General features: G+C 53.6%; 24 protein-coding genes and 1 tRNA gene. 15 read left to right on the forward strand and 10 right to left on the reverse strand.

Annotated elements, in window-relative coordinates; genetic code table 11:
• The 4 genes from OCA8868_RS12310 (at nt 1) to OCA8868_RS12325 (ending at nt 5,342) form a co-directional block, all read left to right on the forward strand.
• Entirely contained in the window at nt 1-1,065 is a 1,065-nt protein-coding gene (locus OCA8868_RS12310; protein WP_093996889.1) for a glycosyltransferase family 2 protein, read from the forward strand.
• Between the two features lie 150 nt (nt 1,066-1,215).
• Nucleotides 1,216-2,226 carry a glycosyltransferase family 2 protein gene (locus OCA8868_RS12315; RefSeq protein ID WP_245848231.1) on the forward strand — a complete coding sequence of 337 codons (1,011 nt, stop codon included), beginning with the start codon at nt 1,216-1,218 and terminating at the stop codon, nt 2,224-2,226.
• Nucleotides 2,223-3,917, forward strand: a complete 1,695-nt coding sequence (locus tag OCA8868_RS12320; RefSeq protein ID WP_093996891.1) for a DUF5927 domain-containing protein — start codon at nt 2,223-2,225, stop codon at nt 3,915-3,917. Before OCA8868_RS12315 ends, OCA8868_RS12320 begins: the two co-directional genes overlap by 4 nt.
• Nucleotides 3,918-3,920: 3 nt before the next feature.
• A complete protein-coding gene (locus OCA8868_RS12325; protein WP_093996892.1) occupies nt 3,921-5,342 on the forward strand; it encodes a sulfotransferase family 2 domain-containing protein in 1,422 nt (473 codons plus the stop codon).
• On the opposite strand, the gene OCA8868_RS12330 is transcribed toward OCA8868_RS12325, so the two are convergent.
• The 8 genes from OCA8868_RS12330 to OCA8868_RS12365 all read right to left on the reverse strand — a co-directional run bounded on the left by OCA8868_RS12330 (nt 5,339) and on the right by OCA8868_RS12365 (nt 10,170).
• Nucleotides 5,339-5,803: a PTS sugar transporter subunit IIA gene (locus OCA8868_RS12330; protein ID WP_093996893.1), complete on the reverse strand. Its 465-nt coding sequence runs from the start codon at nt 5,801-5,803 to the stop codon at nt 5,339-5,341. The genes OCA8868_RS12325 and OCA8868_RS12330 overlap by 4 nt on opposite strands.
• A gap of 30 nt (nt 5,804-5,833) precedes the next feature.
• Nucleotides 5,834-6,409, reverse strand: coding sequence for a ribosome hibernation-promoting factor, HPF/YfiA family (gene hpf, locus OCA8868_RS12335; RefSeq protein WP_093996894.1), 576 nt, complete (start codon nt 6,407-6,409; stop codon nt 5,834-5,836).
• A gap of 214 nt (nt 6,410-6,623) precedes the next feature.
• The gene (gene lptB, locus OCA8868_RS12340) at nt 6,624-7,376 is read right to left on the reverse strand and encodes an LPS export ABC transporter ATP-binding protein (protein WP_093996895.1); all 753 of its coding nucleotides are present in this window, start codon (nt 7,374-7,376) and stop codon (nt 6,624-6,626) included.
• Complete coding sequence (lptA, locus tag OCA8868_RS12345) at nt 7,376-7,861, reverse strand: lipopolysaccharide transport periplasmic protein LptA (RefSeq protein ID WP_093996896.1); 486 nt, start codon at nt 7,859-7,861, stop codon at nt 7,376-7,378. The genes lptB and lptA overlap by 1 nt, the downstream gene beginning before the upstream one ends.
• Nucleotides 7,862-7,872: 11 nt before the next feature.
• Nucleotides 7,873-8,463 (reverse strand): hypothetical protein, encoded by a 591-nt coding sequence (locus tag OCA8868_RS12350; protein WP_093996897.1) that lies wholly within the window; start codon nt 8,461-8,463, stop codon nt 7,873-7,875.
• Nucleotides 8,464-9,432, reverse strand: a complete 969-nt coding sequence (locus OCA8868_RS12355) for a KpsF/GutQ family sugar-phosphate isomerase (protein ID WP_093996898.1) — start codon at nt 9,430-9,432, stop codon at nt 8,464-8,466.
• Nucleotides 9,432-10,043, reverse strand: a complete 612-nt coding sequence (locus OCA8868_RS12360) for a ribonuclease D (RefSeq protein WP_093996899.1) — start codon at nt 10,041-10,043, stop codon at nt 9,432-9,434. The genes OCA8868_RS12355 and OCA8868_RS12360 overlap by 1 nt, the downstream gene beginning before the upstream one ends.
• Nucleotides 10,044-10,083: 40 nt before the next feature.
• Nucleotides 10,084-10,170, reverse strand: a tRNA-Leu gene (locus OCA8868_RS12365).
• Nucleotides 10,171-10,369: 199 nt separating this feature from the next.
• On the opposite strand from OCA8868_RS12365, the gene OCA8868_RS12370 reads away from it, so the two are divergent.
• A complete protein-coding gene (locus tag OCA8868_RS12370) occupies nt 10,370-11,347 on the forward strand; it encodes a complex I NDUFA9 subunit family protein (protein ID WP_093996900.1) in 978 nt (325 codons plus the stop codon).
• Here the strand turns inward: OCA8868_RS12370 and OCA8868_RS12375 are convergent.
• The gene (locus OCA8868_RS12375; RefSeq protein WP_093996901.1) at nt 11,344-12,147 is read right to left on the reverse strand and encodes an undecaprenyl-diphosphate phosphatase; all 804 of its coding nucleotides are present in this window, start codon (nt 12,145-12,147) and stop codon (nt 11,344-11,346) included. The two genes, OCA8868_RS12370 and OCA8868_RS12375, sit on opposite strands and share 4 nt — an antisense overlap.
• Nucleotides 12,148-12,360: 213 nt before the next feature.
• On the opposite strand from OCA8868_RS12375, the gene OCA8868_RS12380 reads away from it, so the two are divergent.
• From OCA8868_RS12380 to OCA8868_RS12415, 8 genes are all read left to right on the forward strand, one after another.
• Complete coding sequence (locus tag OCA8868_RS12380; protein ID WP_093996902.1) at nt 12,361-13,794, forward strand: NAD(P)-dependent oxidoreductase; 1,434 nt, start codon at nt 12,361-12,363, stop codon at nt 13,792-13,794.
• Between the two features lie 101 nt (nt 13,795-13,895).
• Nucleotides 13,896-14,600: a hypothetical protein gene (locus tag OCA8868_RS12385; protein ID WP_245848234.1), complete on the forward strand. Its 705-nt coding sequence runs from the start codon at nt 13,896-13,898 to the stop codon at nt 14,598-14,600.
• A 41-nt stretch (nt 14,601-14,641) separates the two neighbouring features.
• Complete coding sequence (gene gltB, locus OCA8868_RS12390; RefSeq protein WP_093996903.1) at nt 14,642-19,180, forward strand: glutamate synthase large subunit; 4,539 nt, start codon at nt 14,642-14,644, stop codon at nt 19,178-19,180.
• 250 nt (nt 19,181-19,430) lie between these two features.
• Entirely contained in the window at nt 19,431-20,351 is a 921-nt protein-coding gene (locus OCA8868_RS12395) for a Hint domain-containing protein (RefSeq protein WP_093996904.1), read from the forward strand.
• Nucleotides 20,352-20,405: 54 nt separating this feature from the next.
• Nucleotides 20,406-21,161, forward strand: coding sequence for a monofunctional biosynthetic peptidoglycan transglycosylase (gene mtgA / locus OCA8868_RS12400; RefSeq protein ID WP_093996905.1), 756 nt, complete (start codon nt 20,406-20,408; stop codon nt 21,159-21,161).
• Between the two features lie 67 nt (nt 21,162-21,228).
• Nucleotides 21,229-21,894 carry an FtsZ-binding protein FzlA gene (gene fzlA, locus OCA8868_RS12405; protein WP_093996906.1) on the forward strand — a complete coding sequence of 222 codons (666 nt, stop codon included), beginning with the start codon at nt 21,229-21,231 and terminating at the stop codon, nt 21,892-21,894.
• A gap of 97 nt (nt 21,895-21,991) precedes the next feature.
• Nucleotides 21,992-23,032 (forward strand): tRNA epoxyqueuosine(34) reductase QueG, encoded by a 1,041-nt coding sequence (gene queG, locus OCA8868_RS12410; protein ID WP_093996907.1) that lies wholly within the window; start codon nt 21,992-21,994, stop codon nt 23,030-23,032.
• Nucleotides 23,029-23,958 carry a DMT family transporter gene (locus tag OCA8868_RS12415; protein WP_245848237.1) on the forward strand — a complete coding sequence of 310 codons (930 nt, stop codon included), beginning with the start codon at nt 23,029-23,031 and terminating at the stop codon, nt 23,956-23,958. The genes queG and OCA8868_RS12415 overlap by 4 nt, the downstream gene beginning before the upstream one ends.
• Before the next feature lie 248 nt (nt 23,959-24,206).
• On the opposite strand, the gene OCA8868_RS12425 is transcribed toward OCA8868_RS12415, so the two are convergent.
• The gene (locus tag OCA8868_RS12425; RefSeq protein ID WP_093996909.1) at nt 24,207-25,076 is read right to left on the reverse strand and encodes a branched-chain amino acid aminotransferase; all 870 of its coding nucleotides are present in this window, start codon (nt 25,074-25,076) and stop codon (nt 24,207-24,209) included.
• Between the two features lie 148 nt (nt 25,077-25,224).
• Here OCA8868_RS12425 and OCA8868_RS12430 point away from each other — a divergent pair, with 148 nt between their 5' ends.
• Nucleotides 25,225-25,728 carry a MarR family winged helix-turn-helix transcriptional regulator gene (locus tag OCA8868_RS12430; protein WP_093996910.1) on the forward strand — a complete coding sequence of 168 codons (504 nt, stop codon included), beginning with the start codon at nt 25,225-25,227 and terminating at the stop codon, nt 25,726-25,728.
• Nucleotides 25,729-25,732: 4 nt separating this feature from the next.
• Nucleotides 25,733-26,434, forward strand: a complete 702-nt coding sequence (locus OCA8868_RS12435; protein WP_093996911.1) for a response regulator — start codon at nt 25,733-25,735, stop codon at nt 26,432-26,434.
• Nucleotides 26,435-26,450 lie beyond the last annotated feature (16 nt).

The raw sequence follows: 26,450 nt of genomic DNA on the forward strand, positions 1-26,450 counted from the left end.
ATGTTTCCTTTCACTCCGCAGACTGAGGATCACCAAGTCCACGGAACGCAGAATTTTCTAACGGATGCGTTTTTTTCATATCGGATGCGCTGGAAGCGTCGCCGTTTGCTGGTGCGTTCACTGCGTCGCCGTAAAGAGATTACACGCGCGGTCGAACGTCAGATTCCAAAGGCTGGGGTTTTGATTTTTTCGACCATGCGCAACGAAATGGTGCGACTAGAACATTGGCTTGCGTATTACAGAGCGCTGGGTGTTGCGCATTTTCTTGTCGTCGATAACGCAAGCGATGACGGTACTGCCGAGTATTTGGCAGATCAATCGGATGTATCGTTATGGATGACACCGGAAAGTTATAAAGCATCTCGGTTTGGTGTTGATTGGTTGTCATGTCTGCAGATGAAATACGGTGTTGGTCGTTGGTGCCTAACCGTCGATGCGGATGAGCTTCTGGTATATCCGGAAAGCGATGACCGTGGCCTTGATGACCTGACCGCACATCTTGATGCTACAGGGCGCGATGCGTTTGGCGCCCTTATGCTCGATATGTATCCCAAGGGGCCGGTTGGGCAGGCACAATATGAAACAGGCACCGATCCTATTCAGACTGTGCCTTGGTTCGATCCGGACAACTACCGCGCAAAGTTACATCCAGTGTTTGGGAACTTATGGATTCAAGGTGGCGTGCGCGATCGGGTTTTTTTTGGCAGCCAACCCGAACGCTCGCCGACGTTAAACAAGACCCCTTTGGTCAAATGGCGGCGCGGGTATGCGTATGTCACTTCGACCCATCAGATATTGCCTCGACGGTTGAACAAGGTGTTTGATTTGGGTGATCAAACCAACGTGTCAGGCGTTCTACTACACACGAAATTTTTGCCCAACATTGGCGAAAAATCCGCAGAAGAGCTCTCGCGGGCGCAGCATTTTGAGAACAGTGACCTATATCAGCCGTACTACAACGCATTGATTGACGATCCGGACCTTTGGTTTGAAGGGTCTGCCTATTATGAGGGTACGGCGCAACTTGAAGCCCTCGGGCTCATGACACGCGGAACGTGGGGATAAGGCATCACCTTTTCGAAAGGTTGCCTAATCTTCCTCTTTGTTTATTGAATGGAAACAGTGGACAGTATTTGTTCGTGTTTTCAATGGTGTGTTAACCATAAGGCACTAGCGAAGTTGATAGACTTTGCTGGCAAGACGGGAAGGACCAACTTGGGCGCCTTGACATCATATCGGCTTCGCCTTCAGCGAAAGCGCTGGCACCTGCGTGCCCGCCGCAAAAGTCGTGAGTTGTCAGTGGTTAAGGATCGGACCAGCCAGATCAAGCCAAATGATGTCTTCGTCTTTTCCACGTTCCGTAATGAGGACATCCGTCTACCGTATTTCTTTAAATATTACCGCGACTTAGGTGTTGATCACTTCTTCATGGTCGATAACGATAGTGACGACGGAGGTGGTGATTACGCTGCGAGCCAACCTGATGTTTCAGTCTGGAAGGCAAGTGGAAGCTATCGCAAGTCCCGTTTCGGCGTTGATTGGCTGAACCATCTCCAACGTAAGTATGCGGATGGCCACTGGACGTTGGTCGTCGATCCGGATGAATTTTTTATCTACCCGTTCTGCGATACGCGCCCGATCCGTGCGCTGACGGATTGGTTGGATGCGTCCGACATTCGCAGTTTTGGTGCGATGTTACTCGATATGTATCCCAAGGGTCGACTTGATGCGGTTCCGTACAATCGCGGCCAAAACCCGATGGAAATCGCGTCTTGGTTTGATAGCGGAAACTACACGATCTCGAAGAATAACCTTTTCTATAATCTTTGGATTCAGGGTGGGCCACGTGCGCGAATGTTCTTCAAGGAAGAACCGTGGCGCGCGCCAGCATTAAACAAAACGCCGCTTGTGAAGTGGAGAAAAGATTACGCGTATGTGAGCTCAACACATATGATTTTGCCACGTGGTTTGAACCTTGTGTATGATGAATGGGGTGGGGAAAAAGCGTCAGGAATTCTGCTTCATGCCAAGTTCCTGGATACCTTCGGCGTAAAGGCACAGGAAGAACTCTCACGGGGGCAGCACTACGCAGCATCGCACGAGTATAAAGCTTACGCTGAAGGAATTGCCCAGCATCCGGACCTATGGTGCAAGTGGTCTGAAAAGTACATCAACTGGCGTCAGCTTGAAATTCTCGGCCTCATGTCAAAGGGCAACTGGGCATGAACGTTGGTGTCGTCATACTGGTACACAATGCATTTGATCGTGCCGAACAAGTGGTGCGCCATTGGTCTGCTGGCGGCTGCCCAGTCGTTATTCATGTCGACAAAAACGTGAAGCGAGCTGCACATGATGACTTCGTCAAAAGCCTCGCAGACGTACCAAACGTTTTGTTTTCCAAACGGCATCGTTGTGAATGGGGAACATGGGGATTAGTTGCCGCGTCGCAGTCCGCGTCGGCTATGATGCTGGCAAAGTTTCCAGATGTGCGTCATGTGTTTTTGGCGTCGGGATCATGTTTGCCACTTCGTCCTATCAAGGATCTGCAGGTTTATCTAGCCAAGCGTCCGCGCACTGATTTTATCGAGAGCGCGACAACCGCGGACGTTCCGTGGACGCAGGGGGGCCTCGACTTCGAACGCTTCACGCTTCGCTTCCCGTTTTCATGGCGCAAACATAGGTTCCTATTTGACCGCTACGTGGAATTTCAACGTCGGTTTAAGATGTTCCGTCGCGTCCCAGAAGGGATCGTTCCTCACATGGGTTCGCAGTGGTGGTGCCTAACTCGCCAGACTTTGTCTGCCATTTTGGAAGACCCGGACCGTAAGGTTTACGACACCTATTTTCGACGGGTCTGGATTCCTGATGAAAGCTATTTTCAAACGCTTGTTCGACTCTATTCCCAAAGCATCGAAAGCCGCTCTTTGACGCTTTCCAAGTTTGACTATCAGGGTAAGCCCCACATCTTTTATGATGATCACCTACAGCTGTTGCGACGTTCAGATTGCTTTGTCGCGCGCAAGATTTGGCCGGACGCGAACCGACTTTACGATAACTTCTTAAACGAAGAGTACCCGCTCAAAGGCGCGGAGCCTAACCCAGGAAAGATCGACCGGATCTTCTCTAAGGCGGTTGAGCGACGGACCCGCGGACGTGCAGGTTTGTTCATGCAAAGCCGTTTGCCACGACCCGGACATGAGAACGGATTCACCTCGTCTCCGTATTCGGTTTTTGAGGGCTTCTCTGAACTTTTTGAAGATTTCGAACCTTGGCTCGCGCGAATGACGGGTACGCGTGTGCACGGGCATTTGTATGCAAAAGACGGAGTCGAATTCGAAGGGCGCCAAACGACATTCAGCGGCGCATTATGTGATAATCCGAAACTGCGCGACCACCATGCGCAATTGTTTCTTGTGAACTTGATCTGGAACACACGAGGTGAACGTCAGTGTTTCCAGTTTGGCCCAAATGATAGCCAGCATGTGAGTTGGGATTTGGCAAAGGATCCAAACGCACAGATTTCCGTGATCTCAGGTGCATGGGCGATCCCGCTGTTTCAGTCGAACCGAAACTTCTCGGATATTCGTGCGGATGCTGCAGAGTTGCAGCGCCTAGAGAGCGAACACCTGAACGCCCTTCGTTCGCCTTTCGTCAAGGCGCGGATCCGAATTTGGACATTGGCCGAGTTCATTGAAACGCCGATGGAAGCGTTGCAAACCGTGCTAGACGAAATGGGCGCAAAGAATTTACGTCGTGTAACAGAAGCCCCTAAGATGGCCGACTTAACAGGGTTTGGACAATTCCTCCAAAATTTAAAGAACCAAGGTATGCATCCATATCTTATGGGTGATTTCCCAGCTGATAATGTGTCCGTTAACGAACGTCCGACGCGGCGGAAACCTTATTTGGTACGATAGAGCATGGCCCAGTTTGATTACTTTGTTGTTCTTGCAGAAATGCGAACAGGATCCAATTTCCTTGAATCTAACATCAACGCGTTTGACGGATTGGAGTGCCACGGAGAGGCCTATAACCCGAGTTTTGTTGGTTACCCGAATGGTTCAAAAACACTTGGGATTTCGCTAGAAGAACGAAACGAAGACCCGTTGAAGATACTTGAGAAGGTTAAAGCCGCGGAAGGGCTGAATGGGTTTCGCTATTTCAACGATCACGATCCGCGAGTGTTTGACCCAATGTTGGCTGACAAGCGGTGTGCTAAGATTATTCTGACGCGTAATCCTGTTGAGAGCTACGTGAGTTGGAAGATCGCAAAATCGACAGGCCAGTGGAAACTGACTGACGTAAAACGATTGCGCGAAGATACGATTTCATTCAACGCCGAAGAATTCAGTGACCACATCAACAAACTGCAAGCGTTCCAAGTTCGGCTGCTCAACACGCTACAGAAATCCGGACAGACAGCTTTTTATATAGACTACGAAGACCTGCAGGATGTTGAGGTCATGAACGGCTTGGCGTCCTATCTCGGCATTGATGAGCGCCTTGAAGCACTGGACAAGTCTCTAAAAAAGCAAAACCCGAGTTCTCTGTCCGAAAAGGTTGAAAACTTCTCGGAAATGGAGGCTGCACTCGCACGGCTTGACCGTTTTAACTTAAACCGCACCCCTAACTTTGAACCGCGTCGCGGGCCCGCCGTGCCGAGCTATATTGCGGCATCGGAGTCCCCATTGATGTTCATGCCGATAAAGTCTGGTCCGATCGACGTGGTAAAGGATTGGTTGGCTGGGCTAGACGATTGCGAGCAAAAAGACTTGGTTTCACAGTTTACGCAGAAATCGCTTCGTCAGTGGAAACGTAACGTCAAAGGACACCGCAGTTTCGCCGTCGTGCGCCATCCAGTTGCGCGGGTACATGCTGCGTTCTGCTACAAAATTTTATCGACCGAGAAGGGCAGCTTCACGGCAATTCGAAATGTACTAAGAAAGCAGTTTAAGCTGCCTATTCCCGCAATATACCCTGATCCCGCTTACGGAGCTGCAGAGCACCGTGAGGCGTTCTTGGTTTTTCTGAAATTTGTTAAGTCAAACCTTGGTGGGCAAACTGCAATGCGCGTTGATGCGCATTGGGCGACCCAGTCTCAGGCTTTGCAAGGCTTTGCAGAATACACATCTCCTGATCTGATACTGCGCGAGGACCGGCTTGAAGAAGATCTTGCGATCTTGGCTTCTCAGGTTGGAAAGACAACGATGCCTGCCGTTCCTGAACAGACAGACCCGTTTGCAGACTTGTTAAATGATATCTACGACGCCGACGTCGAAGCAGCGGTTTATGACGTCTACCAACGGGACTATATTGCCTTGGGGTATGGTGCTTACGCTTAGGCGGCGTGTGCGGCGCTAGCTTCCGTAAGAATCGTATAGATCGTCGACGGGTCCTCATTTGCACGCAGTTTCGCGCAAATGCCCTCGTCGCGCAGTGTACGTGACACCAATGCCAAAGCCTTGAGGTGGGAAACACCTGCTTCTTCTGGTGCAAACAATGCAAAAACCAAATCGACGGGCTGACGGTCCACCGCGTCAAAATCCAGTGGCTTTTTTAGGCGCAAGAACAATCCACAGACCTGTGACAACCCAGGTAGGCGCGCATGTGGCAGGGCAATGCCTTGGCCCACGCCTGTCGGACCAAGGTTTTCGCGTTCGAGAAGGGCTTCGATGACAAGGTTTTGGTCCAAGTCAAAACAAGCTTCCGCCATATCACCAAGATCGTGAAACAAACGCTTCTTGCTGCTGACTGCAGCAATAACTTTGATTCCCGATGCGGGTAGAATGTCTGCTATCGGCATTACGCACTTCCCGTCGGGATTTCGCCCGATCTAACTTATGTTGCGCGGGTCGATCCAACCGATATTCCCGTCTTCACGGCGGTAGACCACGTTGATTCCGCTATGTCCTTCGTTTCGGAATACCAAGACTGGGGCGTTTGCGATTTCCATTTGCATAACCGCTTCTCCGACGGAGATTGATGGGATTTTCGTCTCCATCTCGGCCACAATCATGGAGCTAACGCCTTCTGGCTCCTGCTCTTCCGACTCACTATTTGAAGCGAGGATATAGGACCCGGCGTCGGAAAGTTCAACGGGTTGTGATCGCTCCTTGTGGTGGTCCTTCAGGCGGCGTTTGTATCGCCGGAGTTGTGTTTCCATCTTCTCTGACGCGCTGTCAAAAGCTGCATAGATTTCAGTGGCATGGCCCTTGGCTTGGGCTGTGAGGCCAGTTGAAAGATGGACTTCAGTTTCACAGACATATTCATGCCCGCTCTTGGAAAATACGATATTGGCGTCGGTTGGGCGGCCTGCATACTTGCCGACAACATCCCCTAGTTCGGCTTTGACGTGTGTTTGAAGGGCTTCACCAATGTCGATTTGCTTTCCTGTGATCTGATAGCGCATCTCGTCTCCTTTTTGAGCGTTACAGGCAATTCGGGCGTCAGAACGATTAAAGTTTCGTTAAACTACGCTGGAATTGTCGGGGACGATGACTGTGAATGGATTGAATGTTTCCGGCGCCCTAAAGGCGAAGTCCAGACTACATTGAATACCTGTTCTGTCATCCCCCCTAGTTGGCGACGAAATGGCGCGACTGTCAATGATATCTGTAAACTGATCACGAAACGCGGAACGAATCCCCAAGATAAACGCGGCGTACATTTTCGTCCTGAACGACCTCTTCGGTGGTGCCGGACATCAGAATTTTGCCGTCATGCAGGATATATGCACGATCGACGATCTGCAGAGTTTCCTGAACATTGTGGTCGGTAATCAAGACGCCGATACCGCGGTTCTTAAGGTCCGCAGTTAGATGCCTAATCTCTCCGACAGCAATTGGGTCAACGCCGGCAAACGGCTCATCAAGCAAAACATAATTAGGATCAGCGGCAAGGCAACGCGCAATCTCGGCGCGGCGGCGTTCACCACCTGAAAGTGCCATAGCAGGTGCGCGTCGCAGATGCTCAATTGAAAACTCTGATAGCAATTCTTCGAGACGTTCACGGCGACGGGTTCGATCCGGTACGGCAATCTCTAGGATCGACAGGATGTTGTCTTCGACGCTTAACCCACGAAAAATGGACATTTCTTGCGGAAGATAGCCGATACCTAGTTTCGCGCGGCGATACATGGGCAACGCAGTAATGTCGCGGCCATCAACGGTCACTTGGCCGCCTTCGGGCGTTACGAGGCCGGCAATTGAATAGAAGCAAGTCGTCTTGCCGCTCCCGTTTGGCCCTAGCAAAGCAACCACTTCGCCGCGTCCGAGGTCCATGTTGACGTCTCGAATGACGACACGTTTGCCGTAGCTTTTGCGCAGATGGCGGATTCTTAGCCCGACATCGCCCTCAGTGACAGTAAGTTCAGGCATTAGTTGCCGCCTTGGTTTAAGATTGTGCGCACACGGCCTTCCATTTGCGCACTGCCGTCGGACAGATTTACGCGCATGGTATTGGCGGAAATCGCGCTGTTTCCTTGCGTAAGCAACACGTCGCCAGACAGCACGAGCGTACCAGCATCCAAATTATACTCTGCACTAGACGCTTCGGCGGCCTCTGTCGCAGTCACAAACGTGACGCCGCCGGTTGCGGACAGGCGGCTGATGTCACCGGAAGCGTCGCTGTAAAAAACCTGGACGCGGCCAGCATTCAGGCGCAAATTCCCTTGGCCAATAAGAACGCTGCCTTGAAAGACTGCGGTTCCGGTATCTTGATCGATACTAAGGCTGTCGGACGTAATTTCCAGTGGCGCAGTAGGGTCGGCATTAATCGTGCCGAGGTTAATGTTGGTCTGCGAAAACGCTGGGCCAGCAACCGAAAGGATCGCGCAAAAAAATGCAGTTCTAATAAGTGTCACGTTTAAGAATCCTATTGTTGCGGTGTGTATACCAGTCGAACACCGTTTTGGAAAAGCATCACTTGGCCGTCATCGCCTTCGGGTGTTTCGATAATCATTTGACCTGCCGTCAGCGCACCAAAGGGCGCTTGGACTTCAATCTCTGCGTCAGAAATTATCTGCCCTGTGGTCATGTTCGCCGTTATTCCAACCGTTTCCATTTCGAATCCGTTTGATGTTTCGATACGGGCCAAACCAGAAAGACGCGCGATCCGAGAGGTGATGTCGACTTCACCGGTACCTGCGCGAATGTCGATATGGACGCCGTTCACAGACTCGACGGTTGCCGTTAGGTTTTCGATTATCATCAGGTCGCCGTTAGGGCGGGTGGTGCCAGCGTCGATTCCGATCACCGAACCATCATCGGCCACGCCAGAAATTTGCGCGCCTGATACCCGAGGCTCACGCGCGATTTCTTCGATTTCGGCGTATGGAATCGTTGTTTCTTTGGTTGGCGCGCGGGCGAATAAGAACACCGTCGACATCAACGCAAGCGCTGCAAGAGGCAGGGTGATTTTAAGAAAACCGACAAATTGAGAATAGAGATTGTCGTCGCCAGTCATCTACACAATGCCTGCGCGCAGACAGTCGTGAATATGCAAAATGCCACCAACTTTGCGGGACCCGTCCGGATCCACCACAAACAAGCAGGTAATATTGCCGGCATTCATCACGTTAACTGCCTCTTCCGCCAGCGATGTTGTTCCAATTGTGCGCGGTGATTTGGTCATCACTTCGCCCGCAGTCAAATCCAACAAGCCAGCCATATTCCGACGCAAATCGCCGTCGGTCACGATGCCGGTAAGGTAGCCCGCATCGTCCAATACGCCAACCACACCGAAGCCCTTTTGACTGATTGTCAGCAGGGTATCGCTCATTGGAGTTTTTTCCCCGACGAGCGGCACCGCGTCATCCTTGTGCATCAGATCGCCAACGCGCGACAACTGCGAGCCGAGTTTGCCGCCAGGGTGGAAGTCACGGAAGTTATCTGCCGAGAACGCGCGATGCTCCATGATGGCCACAGACAGGGCATCGCCCATCGCGAGAGTCATGGTTGTGGACGTTGTCGGTACAACACCCGTTCCGCAGGCTTCGGGCAGTTTGGGCATCAGCAAAACGATGTCAGATTGGATCGCCAGCGAGCTTTTCGGGCGGCTCGTCATGCCGATCAATGGAATACCAAATCGCTGCGTATATGCGATGAGGTTCGCAAGCTCCGGCGCTTCGCCTGAATTTGAAATCGCAAGAACAACGTCACCACGTGTCACCATGCCAAGGTCCCCGTGCGATGCTTCAGCAGGGTGGACGAAGTGTGCAGGTGTGCCAGTGCTGGCCAATGTCGCGGCGATCTTGCGCGCGATATGGCCGGACTTTCCGATGCCTGAAATAATGATCCGGCCTTTGGCGTTAAGGATTAGATCGACAGCGTCAGCTAGTGCGCCGTTTAGAGAATCCGCAAGCGCATTCAATGCATCGGCTTCTTCGCGGATAACCCGCCGGGCGGTGTCGGTGAATTTTGTATGATTAGCCATTAGTGAGAAAAGATATCCTGTTCGGGCCAGCCTGCAAGATCAAGCTGCGCGCGCGTTGGTAAAAAATTGAAACAAGCTTGCGCCATTTCGGTACGGTTTTCGCGTTCGAGACGGAGGTTGAGTGCGTCTCGCAATTGGTGAAGGTACAAGACGTCAGATGCAGCATATTCAAGTTGAGCTTTGGTCAGCTCCGTTGCGCCCCAATCAGACTGCTGTTGGAACTTTGAAATATCGACACGCAGCATCTCTTGCAGAAGGTTCTTTAACCCGTGGCGGTCCGTGTAGGTGCGGACCAGTTTACTGGCGATCTTGGTGCAGTAGACGGGTGCTGTGATCGTTCCAAAGGCGTTGAGCATCGCGGCAATATCGAAGCGACCGTAGTGAAACAGCTTCAACACGTTCGGATCGGCGAGCATTTTGCAAAGGTTCGGTGCTTCGGTCTGGCCAGCTGCGACTTGCACAAGATGGCAATCCCCGTCGCCACCACTCATCTGGATGAGACAAAGCCGGTCACGGTGCGGGTTTAACCCCATCGTTTCGCAATCAATCGCGACAACTGGCCCCAAATCGAGGCCATCGGGTAAATCATTTTGATAAAGATGGTTTGTCATACCAACCCTCTAACATGCGTTCTTTGCGATGTAGAGGGAATGGTGCCCAGAAGAGGACTCGAACCTCCACGTCCATACAGACACCAGCACCTGAAGCTGGCGCGTCTACCAATTCCGCCATCTGGGCAACAGATTACGTGAGGAGGGCTTTAAGTCTGTCGCGCGGACCTGTCAACGCGATTCAACGCCTGAATCGCGTGTGGAGCCGATGATTAGGTAAATATGATCAAAAGAAGCTGCTGGAATGCGCTGATATGCGCCTTGTTTATCAAGGGGCACGGGGATAAACGCTTAGGGGAATACGTTTAGGATTAGGGAACGCTATCATGTCCAAACTTGTCACCATCTACGGCGGATCTGGTTTTGTCGGGCGATACATCGCACGGCGTTTGGCTAAGGATGGTTGGCGTGTCAGGGTTGCGGTTCGTAATCCGAACGAGGCAATGTTTGTGAAGCCTTACGGTGCTGTTGGGCAGGTTGAGCCTGTTTTCTGCAACATTCGTGATGATGATTCTGTCGCGTCGGTCATGCTTGGCGCCGATGCCGTCGTAAACTGTGCCGGCACTTTGTACGATTTTGGTAAGAACACTTTTGAAGCGGTGCAAGCAGAAGGGGCTGAACGCGTTGCGCGTATTGCGGCGTCAAAGGGCGTTGGCACAATGGTGCAGATTTCTGCTATTGGCGCTGACGCCGAAAGTGACAGCGAATACGCACGCACCAAAGCTGAAGGCGAAGCCGGCGTTTTGGCACATATGCCGAATGCAATGATCATTCGCCCTTCGGTCATTTTTGGTGACGAAGATCGTTTCTTCAATCGTTTTGCTGGTATGTCCCGCTTCGGGCCGGTTTTGCCGATTGTCGGTGCTGGAACCAAGTTCCAGCCGGTCTATGTCGATGATGTTGCTGCCGTCGCCGTTATGGGTGCCGAAGGGGAAGCGCAGGGCGTTTTCGAACTCGGCGGACCTGACGTTTATACGTTCCGTGAAATGATGGCTAAGATGCTAAAGGTCGTTCGCCGCCGCCGTCTGGTCTTGAATATCCCGTTCTGGATTGCGCGGATTATGGCGTTTGGCTTCAAGGTTGGGCGTGTGTTGTCGCTGGGCTTTGTTCCAGGTCCACTTACTGCAGACCAGGTGAAGTTGCTTGCTGTCGATAACGTCGTGTCTGACGATGCGCAGGGTTTTGCTGATCTGGGTATGACGCCAACGCCGATGGAAGCGATCTTGCCGGACTACCTGTGGCGGTTCCGCCCGAGCGGGCAGTACGACGCTATCAAGGAAAGCGCGAAGAACCTGCGCGTTTAGGAATAAGAAATTCCAAGAAGAACGATGCCGAGGATAACGCGGTAGATCACGTAGGGCGTGAAGCTTACGGATTTCAATAAACGCATCATGAGCGACAATGCAGCGAGCGCGGCTAGGAATGCCAGGGCTGCTGCGATTGCGCCGTCTTTTGCGGCTTGCGCATCTGCCGTGACGGCGACTTCTGCGCCCAACAACACACCGGATGCAATAATTGTTGGGATCGACATGAGCATGGCGAGTTTGGCGCCGTCTTCGCGTTTGTACCCGAGGTGAAGCGCCGCGGTGATGGTGATGCCGGATCGCGACGTGCCGGGGATCAATGAGATAGCCTGCCAAACACCCATCGTCAGCGCGTCGCGGATCGTCCAGTCTTTGGCGGTTTTCTCGGTCTTTCCAGTTTGGTCGGCCCAATAAAGGACGATGCCGAAAATCAGCATCGTCCAGCCGATGACGGTCATGCTGCGCATCATGTCATCTAATCCGCTGAGTTTTAGGATGAGGCCGAAAATCACCACGGGAATCGTTGCGAGGATCAGGCACCACGCAAGAAATGCACCTTCGGTGTCGATCTTTCCGCGCAACACGCGGGGTAGGCCGAACAGCGCGGCGCGTGCGTCTGTCCAGAAATAGATGATCACAGCGAAGAGGGTGCCAACGTGAACCGCGACATCGATGACCTGACCTTGGTCGGCCATGCCCGTGAGTTGCGGCAACAAAATAAGGTGCCCAGAGGAGGACACGGGCAGGAATTCGGTAATTCCCTGAATGAGTGCAGCAAGTACGAGCGTTAAGAGCGGCATGGCGGTCCCTGATTCGTTTTGGTCTTTCTAAATCATGGGAGTCGCGGGGGAAGAGGGTATATAGGGCCAGATCGGACCTAAAAATCTTTGATGTATTGACAAACTCCTACTTCCAAGCACAAATATCCGGCAAATAGGTAAACTATACTGACTTTTATTTCCCCTGCGCGTGAAATAGAAGTGCGGTTCGAAATTCGATTTGGAGAATGTCCTGTGGCTGGTCAAAAGATGCTGAAGTTTGTGGAAGTGGAACGGGATATGCCCGAGAAGCGTCCGCCTAATCTACGTAAAGAAGACTTCGGAGAGATTTACGCAGAGTACGCTACGGCGAAAGCTGCCGAACAGGCGTCACGTTGTTCGCAGTGTGGTGTTCCGTACTGCCAATCCCACTGCCCGTTGCACAACAACATCCCGGACTGGCTGCGCATGACCGCCGAGGGGCGCCTTGAAGAAGCTTACGAGATTTCCCAAGCGACCAACACGTTCCCTGAAATCTGTGGCCGCATTTGCCCGCAGGATCGACTGTGTGAAGGCAACTGTGTGATTGAACAGTCCGGCCACGGTACGGTTACAATTGGGTCCGTTGAAAAGTATATCACAGACACCGCGTTTGAGAACGGTTGGGTTAAGCCGATCAAACCCCAGACAGAGCGTGCCGAAAGCGTTGGCATCATTGGTGCCGGCCCAGGTGGTTTGGCAGCGGCCGACATTCTGCGCCGTCAGGGCGTGCAGGTGACTGTTTATGATCGCTACGATCGCGGGGGCGGTTTGCTGACTTACGGCATCCCCGGATTCAAACTGGAAAAAGACATCGTCATGCAGCGCATGGCGCAGCTGGAAGATGGCGGTGTTGAGTTCGTTTTGAACTGTGATGTTGGCGATGACCTGTCTTTTGACGCCATTCGCGGCAAGCACGATGCGGTGCTGATTGCCACGGGTGTGTATAAAACACGTGGCCTTGAAGCACCGGGCGTTGGTGCTGAGGGCATCGTTCGTGCGATTGATTACCTCACAGCGAGCAACCGTAAGTCGTTCGGTGACGTGGTTGAAGAATTCGAAAACGGTGAGCTGAACGCAGTTGGTAAAAAGGTCGTTGTTATTGGCGGTGGCGACACGGCGATGGACTGTGTGCGCACAGCGATCCGTCAGGGCGCCGAAAGCGTGAAGTGTCTGTATCGTCGCGATGAGGCGAACATGCCGGGGTCCATGCGCGAAGTTCAAAACGCCAAAGAAGAAGGTGTTGAGTTCGTTTGGTTGTCCGCGCCCAGGGGCTTCACAGGTGACAAGGTTGAAGGCGTGATGGTGCAAAAAATGCGCCTTGGCGCGCCGGATGCATCGGGCCGTCAGATGCCGGAATTGATTGAAGGCAGCGACTACGTTGAAGACGCTGACTTGGTTGTTCAGGCGCTGGGCTTTGAGCCGGAAGACATCCCGACATTGTGGGGCGTGCCTGAGTTGGAAGTGACCCGCTGGGGCACGATCAAGGCAGAATTCACAACCGGTCAGACGAGCCTAGAAGGTGTGTTTGCTGCGGGTGACATCGTGCGCGGTGCGAGCCTTGTGGTTTGGGCCATCAAGGACGGACGCGATGCAGCTGAGGCCATTTTGGATTACATCAATCAAGAGGCTGCTGTTGCGGCGGAGTAACTGTCTGGGGGCCATACGGAACGGGTATGGTTCCGGTATGGGTATCGTATGGGTCCCAAAACACAGGTTAGGTCAGCGACGCTGACATGGAGAATTAACAGATGATGAAAATAGGTCTTACGATTGCCGTTTTGTCTGCCAGCCCGCTGGCGGCCCAAGAATTTGCATTGCCGCAAGGGTGCGAAGGATATCTGACGATCCAAAGCACCAGCTGTTCCGTGTCGCATTACTTTACCTGTGAAGGTGACAATAACGGTGAACAACGCCGTGCAACAATGGACGAAGAAGGCCTGTCTTATGTGGGTCGCATTAGCGGTGAAGCGGAATGGTTGGAGAGTTTTCATTTGCGGTCCGGCCACACGGAGCGTTTGTTAGAGGCCGCAGATTCAATGTCGATGAGTGAACTATTGGCCAACGACATCGATACGTGGGATTTCAAAACTGACAGTCGTGAGATTGGTGTGAGCCAATATGTGGGCTTTGACCGTCTGACAGGTGAAACGGTTGAGATTGACGGCGTGCCACTGCGCCGAACGGAATACGCGCTAACGGCCTATGATGTGGCAGGCACCGAGATGTGGAAAAGCGAAGGTGCGGAATTTGTGAGCGACGAGTGGCGCATGTTTATCGGCGGGACCAGCAGCTACATCACGTCTGACGATCACTTTGACAGCGACGACACGCCTGTTGAATTCATTTTTCCTGACGAACCCGGATTTCTGTCGGTGAACCCGAAATTTGGATGCGGCGTTGAGATGTCATCATACGACACAAACAACGCCCAGCTGATCCAAGCCAATTATTGAATAAGACCGCGCCGATCGAGGCCGCGATGAGGAGAAACGACATGACAAAGTACGATCAAGCATGGGTGGAAGCCGAACAAGCCAAGCGCGACTACATGGCCGAGAATGGCCTGTATGCGCATGATGATGAAAAAGCCAATTGTGGTGTTGGTTTGGTCGTTTCGATTGACGGCAAGAAGTCTCGTAAAGTGGTTGAAAACGGCATCGCTGCGCTGAAAGCGATCTGGCACCGCGGCGCTGTGGATGCTGACGGTAAGACAGGTGACGGCGCGGGAATCCACGTTCAGATCCCTGTTTCATTTTTCTATGATCAAGTTGTTCGCACAGGTCACACGCCGCGCAAGAATGAGCTTTTGGCGGTTGGTCAGGTGTTCTTGCCACGTACGAATTTCGGCGAGCAAGAAACCTGCCGGACGATTGTTGAGACCGAAGTTCTGCGCATGGGCTATTACATCTACGGCTGGCGTCATGTGCCGGTTGATGTGTCTTGCCTTGGTGAAAAGGCGAACGCGACACGTCCGGAAATTGAGCAGATTTTGATTTCGAATTCTAAGGGTGTGGACGAAGAGACATTTGAGCGTGAGCTGTATGTTATCCGTCGTCGTATTGAAAAGGCGGCGACCGCTGCTGGTATCCGCGAGCTGTACCTCGCGTCCCTGTCGTGCCGCTCAATCATCTACAAAGGCATGATGTTGGCTGAGCAGGTTGCGGAGTTTTATCCCGACCTGATGGATGAAAAGTTCGAGTCCGCGTTTGCGATTTATCACCAGCGCTATTCAACAAACACCTTCCCGCAGTGGTGGCTGGCGCAACCATTCCGCATGTTGGCGCACAACGGTGAGATCAACACGCTCAAGGGTAACTTGAACTGGATGAAGTCCCACGAAATCCGCATGGCGTCCTCGACGTTTGGCGATATGGCGGATGATATTAAACCAATCGTCGCAGGCGGATCATCGGATTCTGCCGCGCTGGATTCCGTGTTTGAAGTTCTGGTTCGCGCTGGGCGTTCTGCGCCGATGGCGAAAACAATGATGGTGCCGGAAAGCTGGTCAAAGCAAGCTACGGAATTGCCGCAAAAGTGGCGCGATATGTATTCCTACTGCAACTCCGTGATGGAGCCTTGGGATGGCCCCGCCGCTTTGGCGATGACCGATGGTCGTTGGGTTTGTGCGGGCCTTGATCGCAGTGGTCTGCGTCCGATGCGTTATGTTGTGACGGGTGACCGTTTGCTGATTGCGGGTTCCGAAGCTGGCATGGTGCCGATTGAGGAAGCCAGCGTTGTTGAAAAAGGCGCGCTTGGTCCGGGTCAGATGATTGGCGTGCACATGGGTAAAGGCGAGCTTTACCACGACGTTGAATTGAAGGACAAAATGTCCTCTGCGTTGCCGTTTGGCGATTGGGTCGGCAAGATCAGTGATCTTGATGAAGACCTCGGGGCGGTTACAGAAGCACCGCTTTACGCGGGCGCTGAGTTGCGCAAGCGGCAGATCGCGGCGGGCTACACCATTGAAGAATTGGAAAACATTCTGGCGCCAATGGCTGAGGACGCCAAAGAAGCGCTCGCGTCGATGGGTGATGATACGCCAAGCGCGGTTCTTTCCGAAAAGTATCGCCCGCTAAGCCATTTCTTCCGCCAGAACTTTAGCCAAGTTACCAACCCTCCGATCGACAGCTTGCGCGAATTCCGCGTCATGAGCTTGAAGACGCGGTTCGGGAACCTGAAGAACGTGCTAGACGAGGATTCGAGCCAGACAGAAATTCTGGTGATGGATTCCCCGTTCGTGGGCAACGCCCAATGGGACGCGCTGCAGACGAAGTTCAATGCGTCCTGCGTTGAGATTGATTGTACTTTTGCGGCAGACGGTAGTGCTGGCGCATTGAGCGCGGGACTTGAACGTATTCGCGCAGAAGCTGAAGACGCTGTGCGGTCGGGTGCTGGGCACCTGACATTGACGGATCAGCATCAGGGGGAGGGCCGCGTGCCTATGCCAATGATCTTGGCGACGTCTGCTGTTCATAGCTGGCTGACACGCAAAGGATTACGGACGTTCACGTCGCTGAATGTGCGGTCCGCTGAATGTATCGACCCGCACTATTTTGCCGTGCTGATTGGCTGTGGTGCGACGGTGGTGAACGCATACTTGGCCGAGGATTCACTTGATGACCGGATCGAGCGTGGCTTGCTGGATTGTACGCTGACCGAAGCGGTTGCGCGGTATCGCAATGCGATTGATCAAGGCCTGCTGAAGATCATGGCGAAGATGGGGATTTCTGTAATCTCGTCTTATCGCGGTGGTCTGAACTTTGAGGCTGTTGGTCTGTCCCGCGCGATGGTTGCCGAGTATTTCCCAGGAATGCAGAGCCGGATTTCCGGTATCGGTGTGTCGGGTATTCAGCGCAAGATCGAGGAAGTTCATCAAGCCGGTTGGCTGGGTGGCACAGATGTTTTGCCGATTGGTGGTTTCTACAAAGCGCGTCGTTCCGGCGAGAAGCACGCATGGGAAGCACAGACGATGCACCTGTTGCAGCAGGCCTGTAATCGCGCGTCGTATGAATTGTGGACACAGTATTCCAATGCGATGAAGGCGAACCCGCCGATCCATTTGCGTGACCTGTTGGCTGTGAAGCCACTGGGGAAATCCATCCCGATTGAAGAAGTCGAAAGCATCACGTCGATCCGCAAGCGGTTCGTAACGCCGGGTATGTCCTTGGGTGCGTTGTCACCTGAAGCGCATAAGACGCTGAACGTTGCGATGAACCGCATTGGCGCGAAGTCAGACTCTGGTGAGGGCGGTGAAGATCCGGCGCACTTCGTGCCGGAGCCAAACGGGGACAACCCGTCTGCGAAGATTAAGCAGGTTGCGTCGGGTCGTTTTGGTGTGACGGCCGAATACCTGAACCAGTGTGAAGAGCTTGAGATCAAAGTCGCGCAGGGTGCGAAGCCCGGTGAAGGTGGTCAGCTGCCAGGGATGAAGGTTACTGACCTGATTGCCCGTCTGCGCCATTCCACAAAAGGCGTGACGCTGATTTCACCGCCGCCGCACCACGATATCTATTCGATCGAGGACTTGGCGCAGCTGATCTATGACCTCAAGCAGATCAACCCGCGTTGTAAGGTGACTGTGAAACTGGTGGCGTCGTCTGGCGTTGGGACGATTGCGGCGGGTGTTGCGAAGGCGAAGGCCGATGTGATCCTGATTTCCGGTCACAACGGTGGTACTGGCGCATCCCCTGCGACGTCCATCAAATACGCGGGTCTTCCGTGGGAGATGGGTCTGACAGAAGCGCACCAAGTGCTGGCGATGAACAACCTACGTGAGCGGGTGACATTGCGGACCGATGGTGGTTTGCGCACAGGCCGTGACATTGTGATGGCTGCGATGCTGGGTGCCGAGGAATATGGCATCGGGACTGCTGCGTTGATCGCGATGGGTTGCATCATGGTTCGCCAGTGTCAGTCCAACACCTGCCCAGTGGGTGTCTGTACGCAGGACGAAGCGCTGCGTGACAAGTTCACCGGCAATGCCGACAAAGTTGTGAACCTGATTACGTTCTACGCAACTGAGGTTCGTGAAATCCTGGCCGAGATCGGCGCGCGTTCGTTGGATGAGGTTATCGGCCGTGCCGATCTGCTTGCGCAGGTTAGCCGTGGTTCTGCCCACCTTGATGATCTTGACCTGAACCCGATGCTGATCACAGTCGATGGCTCCAAAGGGATCGTTTACGATCGCAACAAGCCGCGCAATGCGGTTCCGGATACGCTGGATGCACAGATCGTTAAGGACGCTGCGCGCTTCCTTGAGGATGGTGAGAAAATGCAGCTGGAATACGCGGTGCAGAACACCTTGCGGACAATCGGTACGCGGACGTCCAGCCATATTGTTCGCAACTTCGGTATGCGCAATTCGTTACAGCCCGATCATTTGACCGTGAAGCTGAAAGGTAGCGCCGGGCAATCGTTGGGTGCTTTCGCAGCGCCTGGATTGAAGCTGGAAGTTAGCGGTGATGCAAACGACTATGTTGGTAAGGGTCTGTCTGGCGGTACGATTGTTGTGCGTCCGCCGATGAACTCCCCGCTGGATGCGTCCAAGAACACTATTATCGGTAACACGGTGCTTTATGGTGCGACCGCTGGCTACTTGTTTGCTGCTGGTCGTGCAGGTGAACGCTTCGCTGTTCGTAACTCTGGTGCCAGTGTCGTTGTCGAGGGGTGTGGTTCGAACGGGTGTGAATACACCACCGGTGGTGTTGCCGTGATCCTTGGGTCCATCGGCGCAAACTTTGGCGCGGGTATGACGGGTGGTATGGCGTATCTGTACGATCCTGAACGCACGTCCGAGACCTTGATCAACATGGAAACGCTTGTGACATGTGCCGTAACGGTTGAGCATTGGGAGACCCAGTTGAAGGGGCTGATCGAACGCCATCTTGAGGAAACGAACAGCCGAAAGGCCGCCGATATCTTGCAACACTGGGAGCTTGAGCGCGGTAACTTCGTGCAGGTTTGCCCAACAGAGATGTTGGTTCACTTGCCTGCGCCGTTGTCTATCGAAAAGACTGCAGTTCCGGCTGAGTAACTAAGTAAATAAGGCACCCGCCGCCATAATGTTGGTGGCGGGTTCTTCTTTGTTTCCAATTTGATGGCAATCGATCTGAATTTGGAAACAATAGGTAACACATTGTAATTAAACAGATTTATCTCGTTACATATGGAATTATCGCTAACGGCGCGATCACCAACTTACCTTAGGGTAACCTTAATTGTTCCTGAAAATGGACCAGTTGAAGGGGCATCTTTGCACTGTAATTTTTCAGAGCGGGTGCTTTATGCCTACGACGTACACAGATCAGTTTTATACATTCGACCCTGCCAATCCTCCGAGCGGCGGGACGTCCGTTAGTTTTGTCAGCTATAATCTGACTGACCAGAACGATGACGGTGATGTGGATGCATTTGACAATGACAGCGTCAATGGCAGCGATGTTTCGAGTTCCTATCCAGGGGATACGGTAACGATTAACGTCCCCGGAACTGGGAACGTCACGTATACGGGTACGACCTTCTACCTTGCGAATGGTGACCGAGTCTTTACGCCGACCGATGGTCAGGTGCTGGCGAACGGCACATTCGTTTCCAGTACTTGGGTGAGTGGGCAAGGCCCGCTTGATGTGGGTGATCTAGGCCCGCCGTGTTTTGCGGCTGGTACATTGATCGAAACCGAACGTGGCATGACACCGATCCAAGACATCGAAGTCGGTGATCTGGTGCGCACCCTCGACAATGGATTACAGCCTGTGAAGTGGAGCGGCAAACGTACTGTCGCGGCTTTGGATAAACGCGCTCCGATCCGGTTCGCGAAGGGTGCGATCGGGAATACACGCGAGCTTTTGGTTTCGCCGCAGCACAAGATTCTTGTGAGTGGCTGGCGGGCTGAGCTATTTTTTGGAGAAGACGAAGTGCTGGTAGCTGCAACGCATTTGGTGAACGCAGATACTATTCACCGCGCGCCGCGCCGCCACATCAACTATCATCATTTGATGTTTGATCGCCATGAGATTTTGCTCGCAGAGGGTATTCCGACCGAGAGCTTTTATCCGGGCGAGTATATTCTTCAGGACAGTGATTTACATGATGAGGTCATGGACCTGTTTCCAGAGATGATCGGCCAAGCCGGACCGGATTGGGAAACAGCGCGGACAGTTCTGCGCAGCAAAGAGGCGCAGGTGCTTTGCGGTGACAATCTGTAAATTGCGTGAGTTTGCCCGCTTGACGCTACCCCCTTTGCTGAGGTGAATGGCAGCATGGCCCGCAAGAAAACTTCCAAGACGGCAAAGACCTCAAAAACTGCTAAGGCGGCAACGCCTGTGCGGTTGCGCGATCGTCCGCGACTTTTCGTGCGGCGGGTCATGAAATACATATTCCGAGGTGTTCTGATAGTGATTGCATTGGCTGTGGCCGTGACAGCGGCGCTTACTGTCGTGAACCCACCGACAACACCTTACATGTTTTCAGAAAGCCGCCGAGTTGGTGGCGTGAACCAAACATGGGTCGCAATGGAAGACATTGCACCCGTCATGGCGCGTTCAGCCGTTGCTGCTGAAGATGCGAATTTCTGCCTGCACTGGGGTTTGGACGTGAATGCGATTCAGGCTGCTTTGGAAGAGGGCGGAAACCGTGGGGGGTCTACGATTTCCCAGCAGGTCGTGAAGAATGTGTATCTGTGGCAAGGGCGTTCGTGGCTTCGAAAATCACTTGAGGCGCTGATGACGCCGCTGGTTGAAGCGATCTGGAGCAAAGAGCGCATTCTGGAAGTTTACCTGAACGTGGCCGAGTTTGATGATGGCGTTTTCGGCGTTGAAGCCGCGGCGGTTCATTACTTTGGCGTGCAGGCGGCGGATTTGTCAGCGGTGCAGGCCGCGCGTTTGGCTGCGATCCTTCCGAGCCCGAAGACACGGTCTGCGTCCCAGCCGACATCCTACATCCGCAGTCGTGCTGCGAGCATCGTCGATGGTGCCGCAACAATCAGAGCGGATGGCCGCGCGGCGTGTTTTGAATAGCATGCTGGGATTGTAACAGACCGCGCGTTGAGGCATTGAAGGAGCACATTTCAACTCGAGGCCCTTGATGAACCGTCTCTATCATTACCCGTTGTCCCCGTTTTCACGAAAAGTGCGCTTGAGCCTCGCTGAAAAGCGGATTGAAGTTGAGCTGGTGGAAGAGCGGTATTGGGAAAAGGACGCCGATTTCCTGCGCCGTAACCCAGCCGGAAAAGTGCCTGTGTTGAAGATGGGCAATCGTACGATGGCCGACAGCACGGCGATTTGTGAATATCTGGAAGAAACGCACCCGACACCAGCGTTGTTACCAAAGGGTGAAGACAGCCGCTACGAAGTGCGGCGGATCGTTGCCTGGTTTGATGACAAGTTTAACGAAGAAGTCACCACGAAGCTGATGGGCGAGCGTGTGTTCCGTAAGGTTATGGGAACGGGCTATCCGGATTCGGCCAATGTGAAAGCAGGGTCTCGGGCGATTAAATATCACCTTGATTACATGCACTGGCTGTTGGACCAGCGGCGCTGGTTGGCGGGCAACGAGTTGAGCCTCGCGGACTTTGCGGCGGCGGCGCATTTGTCGTGTTTGGATTATGTGTCTGATGTGGATTGGAACCGGTCCGAGATTGTTAAGGACTGGTATGCGAAGATTAAGTCGCGCCCTGCGTTCCGGTCTATTCTTGCGGACCAGATTTCGGGGTTTCCGCAGCCCGCGCATTATAGCGACTTGGATTTCTAAGGGTCGAATTTGCTTCGCAAATCCGATCAAGGGGGCCAGCCCCCGTCCTGGCGGACTCCCCCGGGATATTTTTGAAACAAAAGCAAGGTGAAGGCGATTGGTTGAAGCGTTGAAAGATCAATTGCGGGCCAAGGCGCTTGAAGAGGGCTTTGTTGGTTTTGGTGTGTGTCGGCCGGATGCGGTGCCGCTATTGCCGGATAAATTGCAGACTTTTGTGGATGAGGGCCGTCACGGGCAGATGGGCTGGATGGCGGAACGGATGACGTGGCGCAGTGATCCGACTGCGCTGTGGCCTGAGGCGAAGTCGGTGGTGATGTTGGCGGAGCCCTATACGCCAGAGCACGATCCGCTGGCGGTTTTGGAGCAAAAGGATCGCGGGGCGATTTCGGTCTATGCGCAGAATCGCGATTACCATGACATTGTGAAGAAGCGTCTGAAACGGGTCGGGCGGTGGCTGGTCGATCAGGCAGCGTGTGAGATTAAGGTGTTCGTGGATACCGCGCCCGTTATGGAGAAGCCGTTGGCTGCGGCGGCGGGTTTGGGGTGGCAGGGTAAGCACACCAATCTGTTGAGCCGCGAGTTGGGGAACTGGTTCTTTCTGGGTGCTATTTTCACCACTGTTGAATTGGAGCCTGACGAAGCGGGTGTGGAAAATTGCGGGTCGTGCACGGCGTGTTTGGATGTTTGTCCGACGAAGGCGTTTCCGGCCCCGTTTCAGCTCGATGCGCGGCGGTGCATTTCTTATTTGACGATTGAGCATAGGGGGCCGGTTCCAGAGGACCTTCGTGCGTTGATGGGCAACCATATTTACGGGTGCGATGATTGTCTGGCGGTTTGCCCTTGGAACAAGTTTGCAGCCGATGCGCAGGAGATAAAATATGCGGCGCGGGCTGAGTTGGTTGCGCCGTCGTTGCGGGAACTGGCAGGCTTGGACGATGGTGCGTTTCGCGTGTTGTTTTCAGGTTCACCCATCAAGCGGATCGGGCGGGATCGGTTTGTGCGCAATGTGCTTTATGCGATCGGCAATTCGAGTGACGGGGCGTTGCGCGATGTAGCGATTTCGTTGTTAGAAGACCCAGCTGATGAGGTTTCGGATGCTGCGCGTTGGGCTGCGGCGCGTTTGGCGGAAACGTCGTGACGGTTGCACCGCAAAGCACAGTGATGCGTGGCATATTGCTGATGATGTCATCGGTGACGGTTTTCACAGTCATGTCTGCGTTGATCAAGGCGGCTGATGTTGTTCCCGCTGGCGAAGCGATGTTTTTCCGGTCGCTGCTGGCGTTGCCCATCATCATAATCTGGCTGATGACGCATGGTGGAATCGCGCAAGGCATCCGAACTGTGTCTGTGCGCAGCCATGTGATACGCGGGGTCGTTGGGTCCTGTGCGATGGGGCTTGGCTTTGCGGGGTTGAAGTTCTTGCCGCTGCCGGAGGTGACGGCGATCCAATTTGTGACGCCGATCGCTGTGGTTGTTTTAGCGGCGATTATCCTAGGTGAGAGATTTCGGCTGGTTCGGATTTCGGCAGTCCTGCTGGGGTTCATTGGTGTGATAATCATCGTCGCCCCACGTCTGAGCGTTGGCTTAGGGTCGCGTGAAGCATTGGGTGTGGGATTAGTGCTGGGGTCGGCCTGTCTTGCTGCGCTTGCGCAGATATTTGTGAAAGGCATGGCGGGGCGCGAAAGCACGACGGCGATCGTATTTTGGTTTTCGATCACGTCGATGGTTCTGTCGTTGGTGACCGCGCCGTTTGGTTGGGTTTTACCGAACGGACAAGAACTGGCGCTGCTGTGTAGTGCGGGGTTGATTGGCGGAGTTGGGCAAATCTTGCTGACGTCGAGTTATCGGAATGCGGATGCCAGTGTTCTGGCGCCGTTTACCTATGTGTCCATCCTTTCGTCGGTGCTGATTGGTTATGTCTGGTTTGACGAGGTTCCAACGGTTTCAATGGTGGTCGGGGCGATGTTTATTGTCGTTGCGGGCGTCGTTATCGTGCTGCGCGAACGCGCGCTGGGGACGGATGCGACTGCGCGGAGAAAGGTCAAAGCGAAGGGGCTTTGGTAGGGTCGGGTGAATTTTCACTGGATCTGTGTTAGGGTGCGGAACCTTTAAGGAGGAGCTGCCCATGACACGTCATGTTCTCGACCATCGCGAAACGCCGGATTCAAGCAAGCGCGTTGCCAGAATTCTGAAGAAAGAAAAACAGGAAATGGGGCAAACGACGCGGCGCAGGCTCATTGAGCATTCTCGTTTGGCGGGGGGAAAGCGCCTCGTTCAATTCACAAAAATCGAACGAGGCCACGTAGCATAGTTTAAGCGCGAACGAGCGCTTCGTATTCTGCGGCAAGGTCTGTGACCAATTTGCCGACTTCAAACGTCTTGTCGCCGATTTGACCAACTGGGGTCACTTCGGCCGCTGTCCCGGTGAGCCAGCATTGTTCGAACGAGTCGAGTTCTTCTGGCATGATGTGGCGTTCGTTTACTGTGATGCCTTTGTCGCGCAGCATGCCGATAACTGTTTGACGTGTAAGGCCGTTAAGGAAGGCATCTGGCGTTGGCGTATGCACTTCGCCGTCTTTAACGAAGAAGATATTCGCGCCAGTCGCTTCTGCGATGTAGCCGCGATAGTCGTACATCATCGCGTCAGAACAACCTTTGGCTTCGGCAGCGTGCTTGGACATGGTTGCGATCATATAAAGGCCAGCCGCCTTTGCTTGGGACGGGGCCGTTTCAGGAGACGGGCGTTTCCATTTCGCGATGTCGAGTTTCGCGCCTTTGGTTTTCGCATCGCCGTAGTAGTTGCCCCATTCCCAGCAGGCCACGGCCAAGTGGACAGGGTTTTTCGCGGAGGCGACACCCATGTCTTCACCAGCACCGCGCCACGCAACGGCACGAACGTAGGCATTGGTCAGACCGTTGGCGTCGAGAGTAGCTTGTTTAGCGGCTTCGATCTCATCGAGAGTGTAGGGAATGTCAAAGTCGATCAACTTACCGGATGTGATCAAACGTTCAGAGTGTTCACGTGATTTGAATATCTTGCCATCATAGCAGCGCTCACCCTCGAAAACCGAGGAAGCGTAGTGTAGAGCATGGGTCAGGATGTGCACGTTTGCATCGCGCCACTCGACGAGCTTGCCGTCCATCCAGATTTTTCCGTCGCGGTCATCGTATGCACCAGCCATGTGTAAGCCTCCTCTAGTTTTGCAAATATTACGCAATTAGGTCCGATGTGGACATTTTGTTGCGCACAACCTGCGATTCGATACCTTTCACTGCTTGGAATGTCAACAAAGCTGACGTATTATTGGGCGAATTGTGAAGGAGCGAATAATGGAAGGCAGCAGCAGAGAAAGCGGTAACGCGTTGTTGTTCCTGACGGATGAGCAGCTGCGCAAGGGGATTGAGGCGATGTTCTTTGCCTATCGCGGGTTTACTGCAGATCCCGATCGTATCCTTGCAGATTTGGCATATGGGCGGGCACATCACCGTGCCGTGCACTTCATTCACCGCAGTCCCGGAACGACGGTTAACAACCTTCTCGCGATCCTTGGCGTTACAAAGCAGTCGCTGAACCGTGTGTTGCGCGCGTTGGTAGAGGATGGTTTGGTGCGCAATGAAGTCGGTAAGCGCGATAAGCGGGAGCGGCACCTGTATCTGACGGAGGCCGGTGAGGGCCTAGAGCGCCGTTTGTCAGATGCGCAGAGGGATCGGATGAGAACGGCGTATCGAGCCGCGGGTCCGGAAGCGGTTACAGGGTTCCGGCAGGTGCTGGAAGCTATGATGGATGATGAAATGCGCAAACGATATGATGCGCTAAAAGAGTTAAAGGGATAACCGGATGCATAGTGACCAGCCGCATCTACTGATTGTAGATGATGACGAGCGCATTCGCGTGTTGCTACAGAAGTTCTTGGTGCGCAGCGGGTTTCTTGTGACCGCGGCACGGGACGCGGCGCACGCGCGGCGGATTTTGTCGGGGCTTGATTTCGACATGATCGTTCTGGACGTGATGATGCCTGGCGAAGATGGCGTGACGCTATGTGCCGATCTGCGCCGTGATCGTGAGACGCCGATTTTGTTGCTGACGGCGAAAGCTGAAACGGATGACCGTATCGCGGGGCTTGAGGCGGGTGCAGATGATTATCTGGCCAAACCGTTTGAACCCAAGGAGTTGTTGCTTCGCATCAATTCCATTTTACGACGCGTGCCGCCGAGTGAGGCGGAAACCGTATTGCCGAAGGTCCTGCACTTGGGGCCGCTTCGCTATGAAATGGAACGCGGTGAGATGTGGCGCGGTGAGGATTTGGTGCGTCTGACCGCAACTGAAGTACAGCTAATGAAGATTTTTGCTGCAACGCCGGGAGAGCCGATTAGCCGTGAAGAGTTGGTCGATAAGCTCGGGCGGTCGGGAGGCCAAGCGCAGGAACGCGCGGTGGATGTGCAAATCACACGGTTGCGTCGTAAGTTGGAGGCTGACCCGAAGCAGCCGCGCTATTTGCAGACGGTGCGTGGTGCTGGGTATATGTTGGCGCCTGACTAGGTTCTGACGTGTGCGA

Source organism: Octadecabacter ascidiaceicola (assembly GCF_900185015.1).
Taxonomy (GTDB): Bacteria; Pseudomonadota; Alphaproteobacteria; order Rhodobacterales; family Rhodobacteraceae; genus Octadecabacter; species Octadecabacter ascidiaceicola.

Excerpts from the sequence above, each read along its gene's own strand:
- OCA8868_RS12310 (WP_093996889.1), top strand. The coding sequence starts at position 1 with ATGTTTCCTTTCACTCCGCAGACTGAGGATCACCAAGTCCACGGAACG.
- OCA8868_RS12320 (WP_093996891.1), top strand. The coding sequence starts at position 2,223 with ATGAACGTTGGTGTCGTCATACTGGTACACAATGCATTTGATCGTGCC.
- OCA8868_RS12325 (WP_093996892.1), top strand. The coding sequence starts at position 3,921 with ATGGCCCAGTTTGATTACTTTGTTGTTCTTGCAGAAATGCGAACAGGA.
- OCA8868_RS12330 (WP_093996893.1), bottom strand. The coding sequence starts at position 5,803 with ATGCCGATAGCAGACATTCTACCCGCATCGGGAATCAAAGTTATTGCT.
- hpf (WP_093996894.1), bottom strand. The coding sequence starts at position 6,409 with ATGCGCTATCAGATCACAGGAAAGCAAATCGACATTGGTGAAGCCCTT.
- lptB (WP_093996895.1), bottom strand. The coding sequence starts at position 7,376 with ATGCCTGAACTTACTGTCACTGAGGGCGATGTCGGGCTAAGAATCCGC.
- OCA8868_RS12350 (WP_093996897.1), bottom strand. The coding sequence starts at position 8,463 with ATGACTGGCGACGACAATCTCTATTCTCAATTTGTCGGTTTTCTTAAA.
- OCA8868_RS12355 (WP_093996898.1), bottom strand. The coding sequence starts at position 9,432 with ATGGCTAATCATACAAAATTCACCGACACCGCCCGGCGGGTTATCCGC.
- OCA8868_RS12360 (WP_093996899.1), bottom strand. The coding sequence starts at position 10,043 with ATGACAAACCATCTTTATCAAAATGATTTACCCGATGGCCTCGATTTG.
- OCA8868_RS12370 (WP_093996900.1), top strand. The coding sequence starts at position 10,370 with ATGTCCAAACTTGTCACCATCTACGGCGGATCTGGTTTTGTCGGGCGA.
- OCA8868_RS12375 (WP_093996901.1), bottom strand. The coding sequence starts at position 12,147 with ATGCCGCTCTTAACGCTCGTACTTGCTGCACTCATTCAGGGAATTACC.
- OCA8868_RS12385 (WP_245848234.1), top strand. The coding sequence starts at position 13,896 with ATGATGAAAATAGGTCTTACGATTGCCGTTTTGTCTGCCAGCCCGCTG.
- gltB (WP_093996903.1), top strand. The coding sequence starts at position 14,642 with ATGACAAAGTACGATCAAGCATGGGTGGAAGCCGAACAAGCCAAGCGC.
- OCA8868_RS12395 (WP_093996904.1), top strand. The coding sequence starts at position 19,431 with ATGCCTACGACGTACACAGATCAGTTTTATACATTCGACCCTGCCAAT.
- mtgA (WP_093996905.1), top strand. The coding sequence starts at position 20,406 with ATGGCCCGCAAGAAAACTTCCAAGACGGCAAAGACCTCAAAAACTGCT.
- fzlA (WP_093996906.1), top strand. The coding sequence starts at position 21,229 with ATGAACCGTCTCTATCATTACCCGTTGTCCCCGTTTTCACGAAAAGTG.
- OCA8868_RS12425 (WP_093996909.1), bottom strand. The coding sequence starts at position 25,076 with ATGGCTGGTGCATACGATGACCGCGACGGAAAAATCTGGATGGACGGC.
- OCA8868_RS12430 (WP_093996910.1), top strand. The coding sequence starts at position 25,225 with ATGGAAGGCAGCAGCAGAGAAAGCGGTAACGCGTTGTTGTTCCTGACG.
- OCA8868_RS12435 (WP_093996911.1), top strand. The coding sequence starts at position 25,733 with ATGCATAGTGACCAGCCGCATCTACTGATTGTAGATGATGACGAGCGC.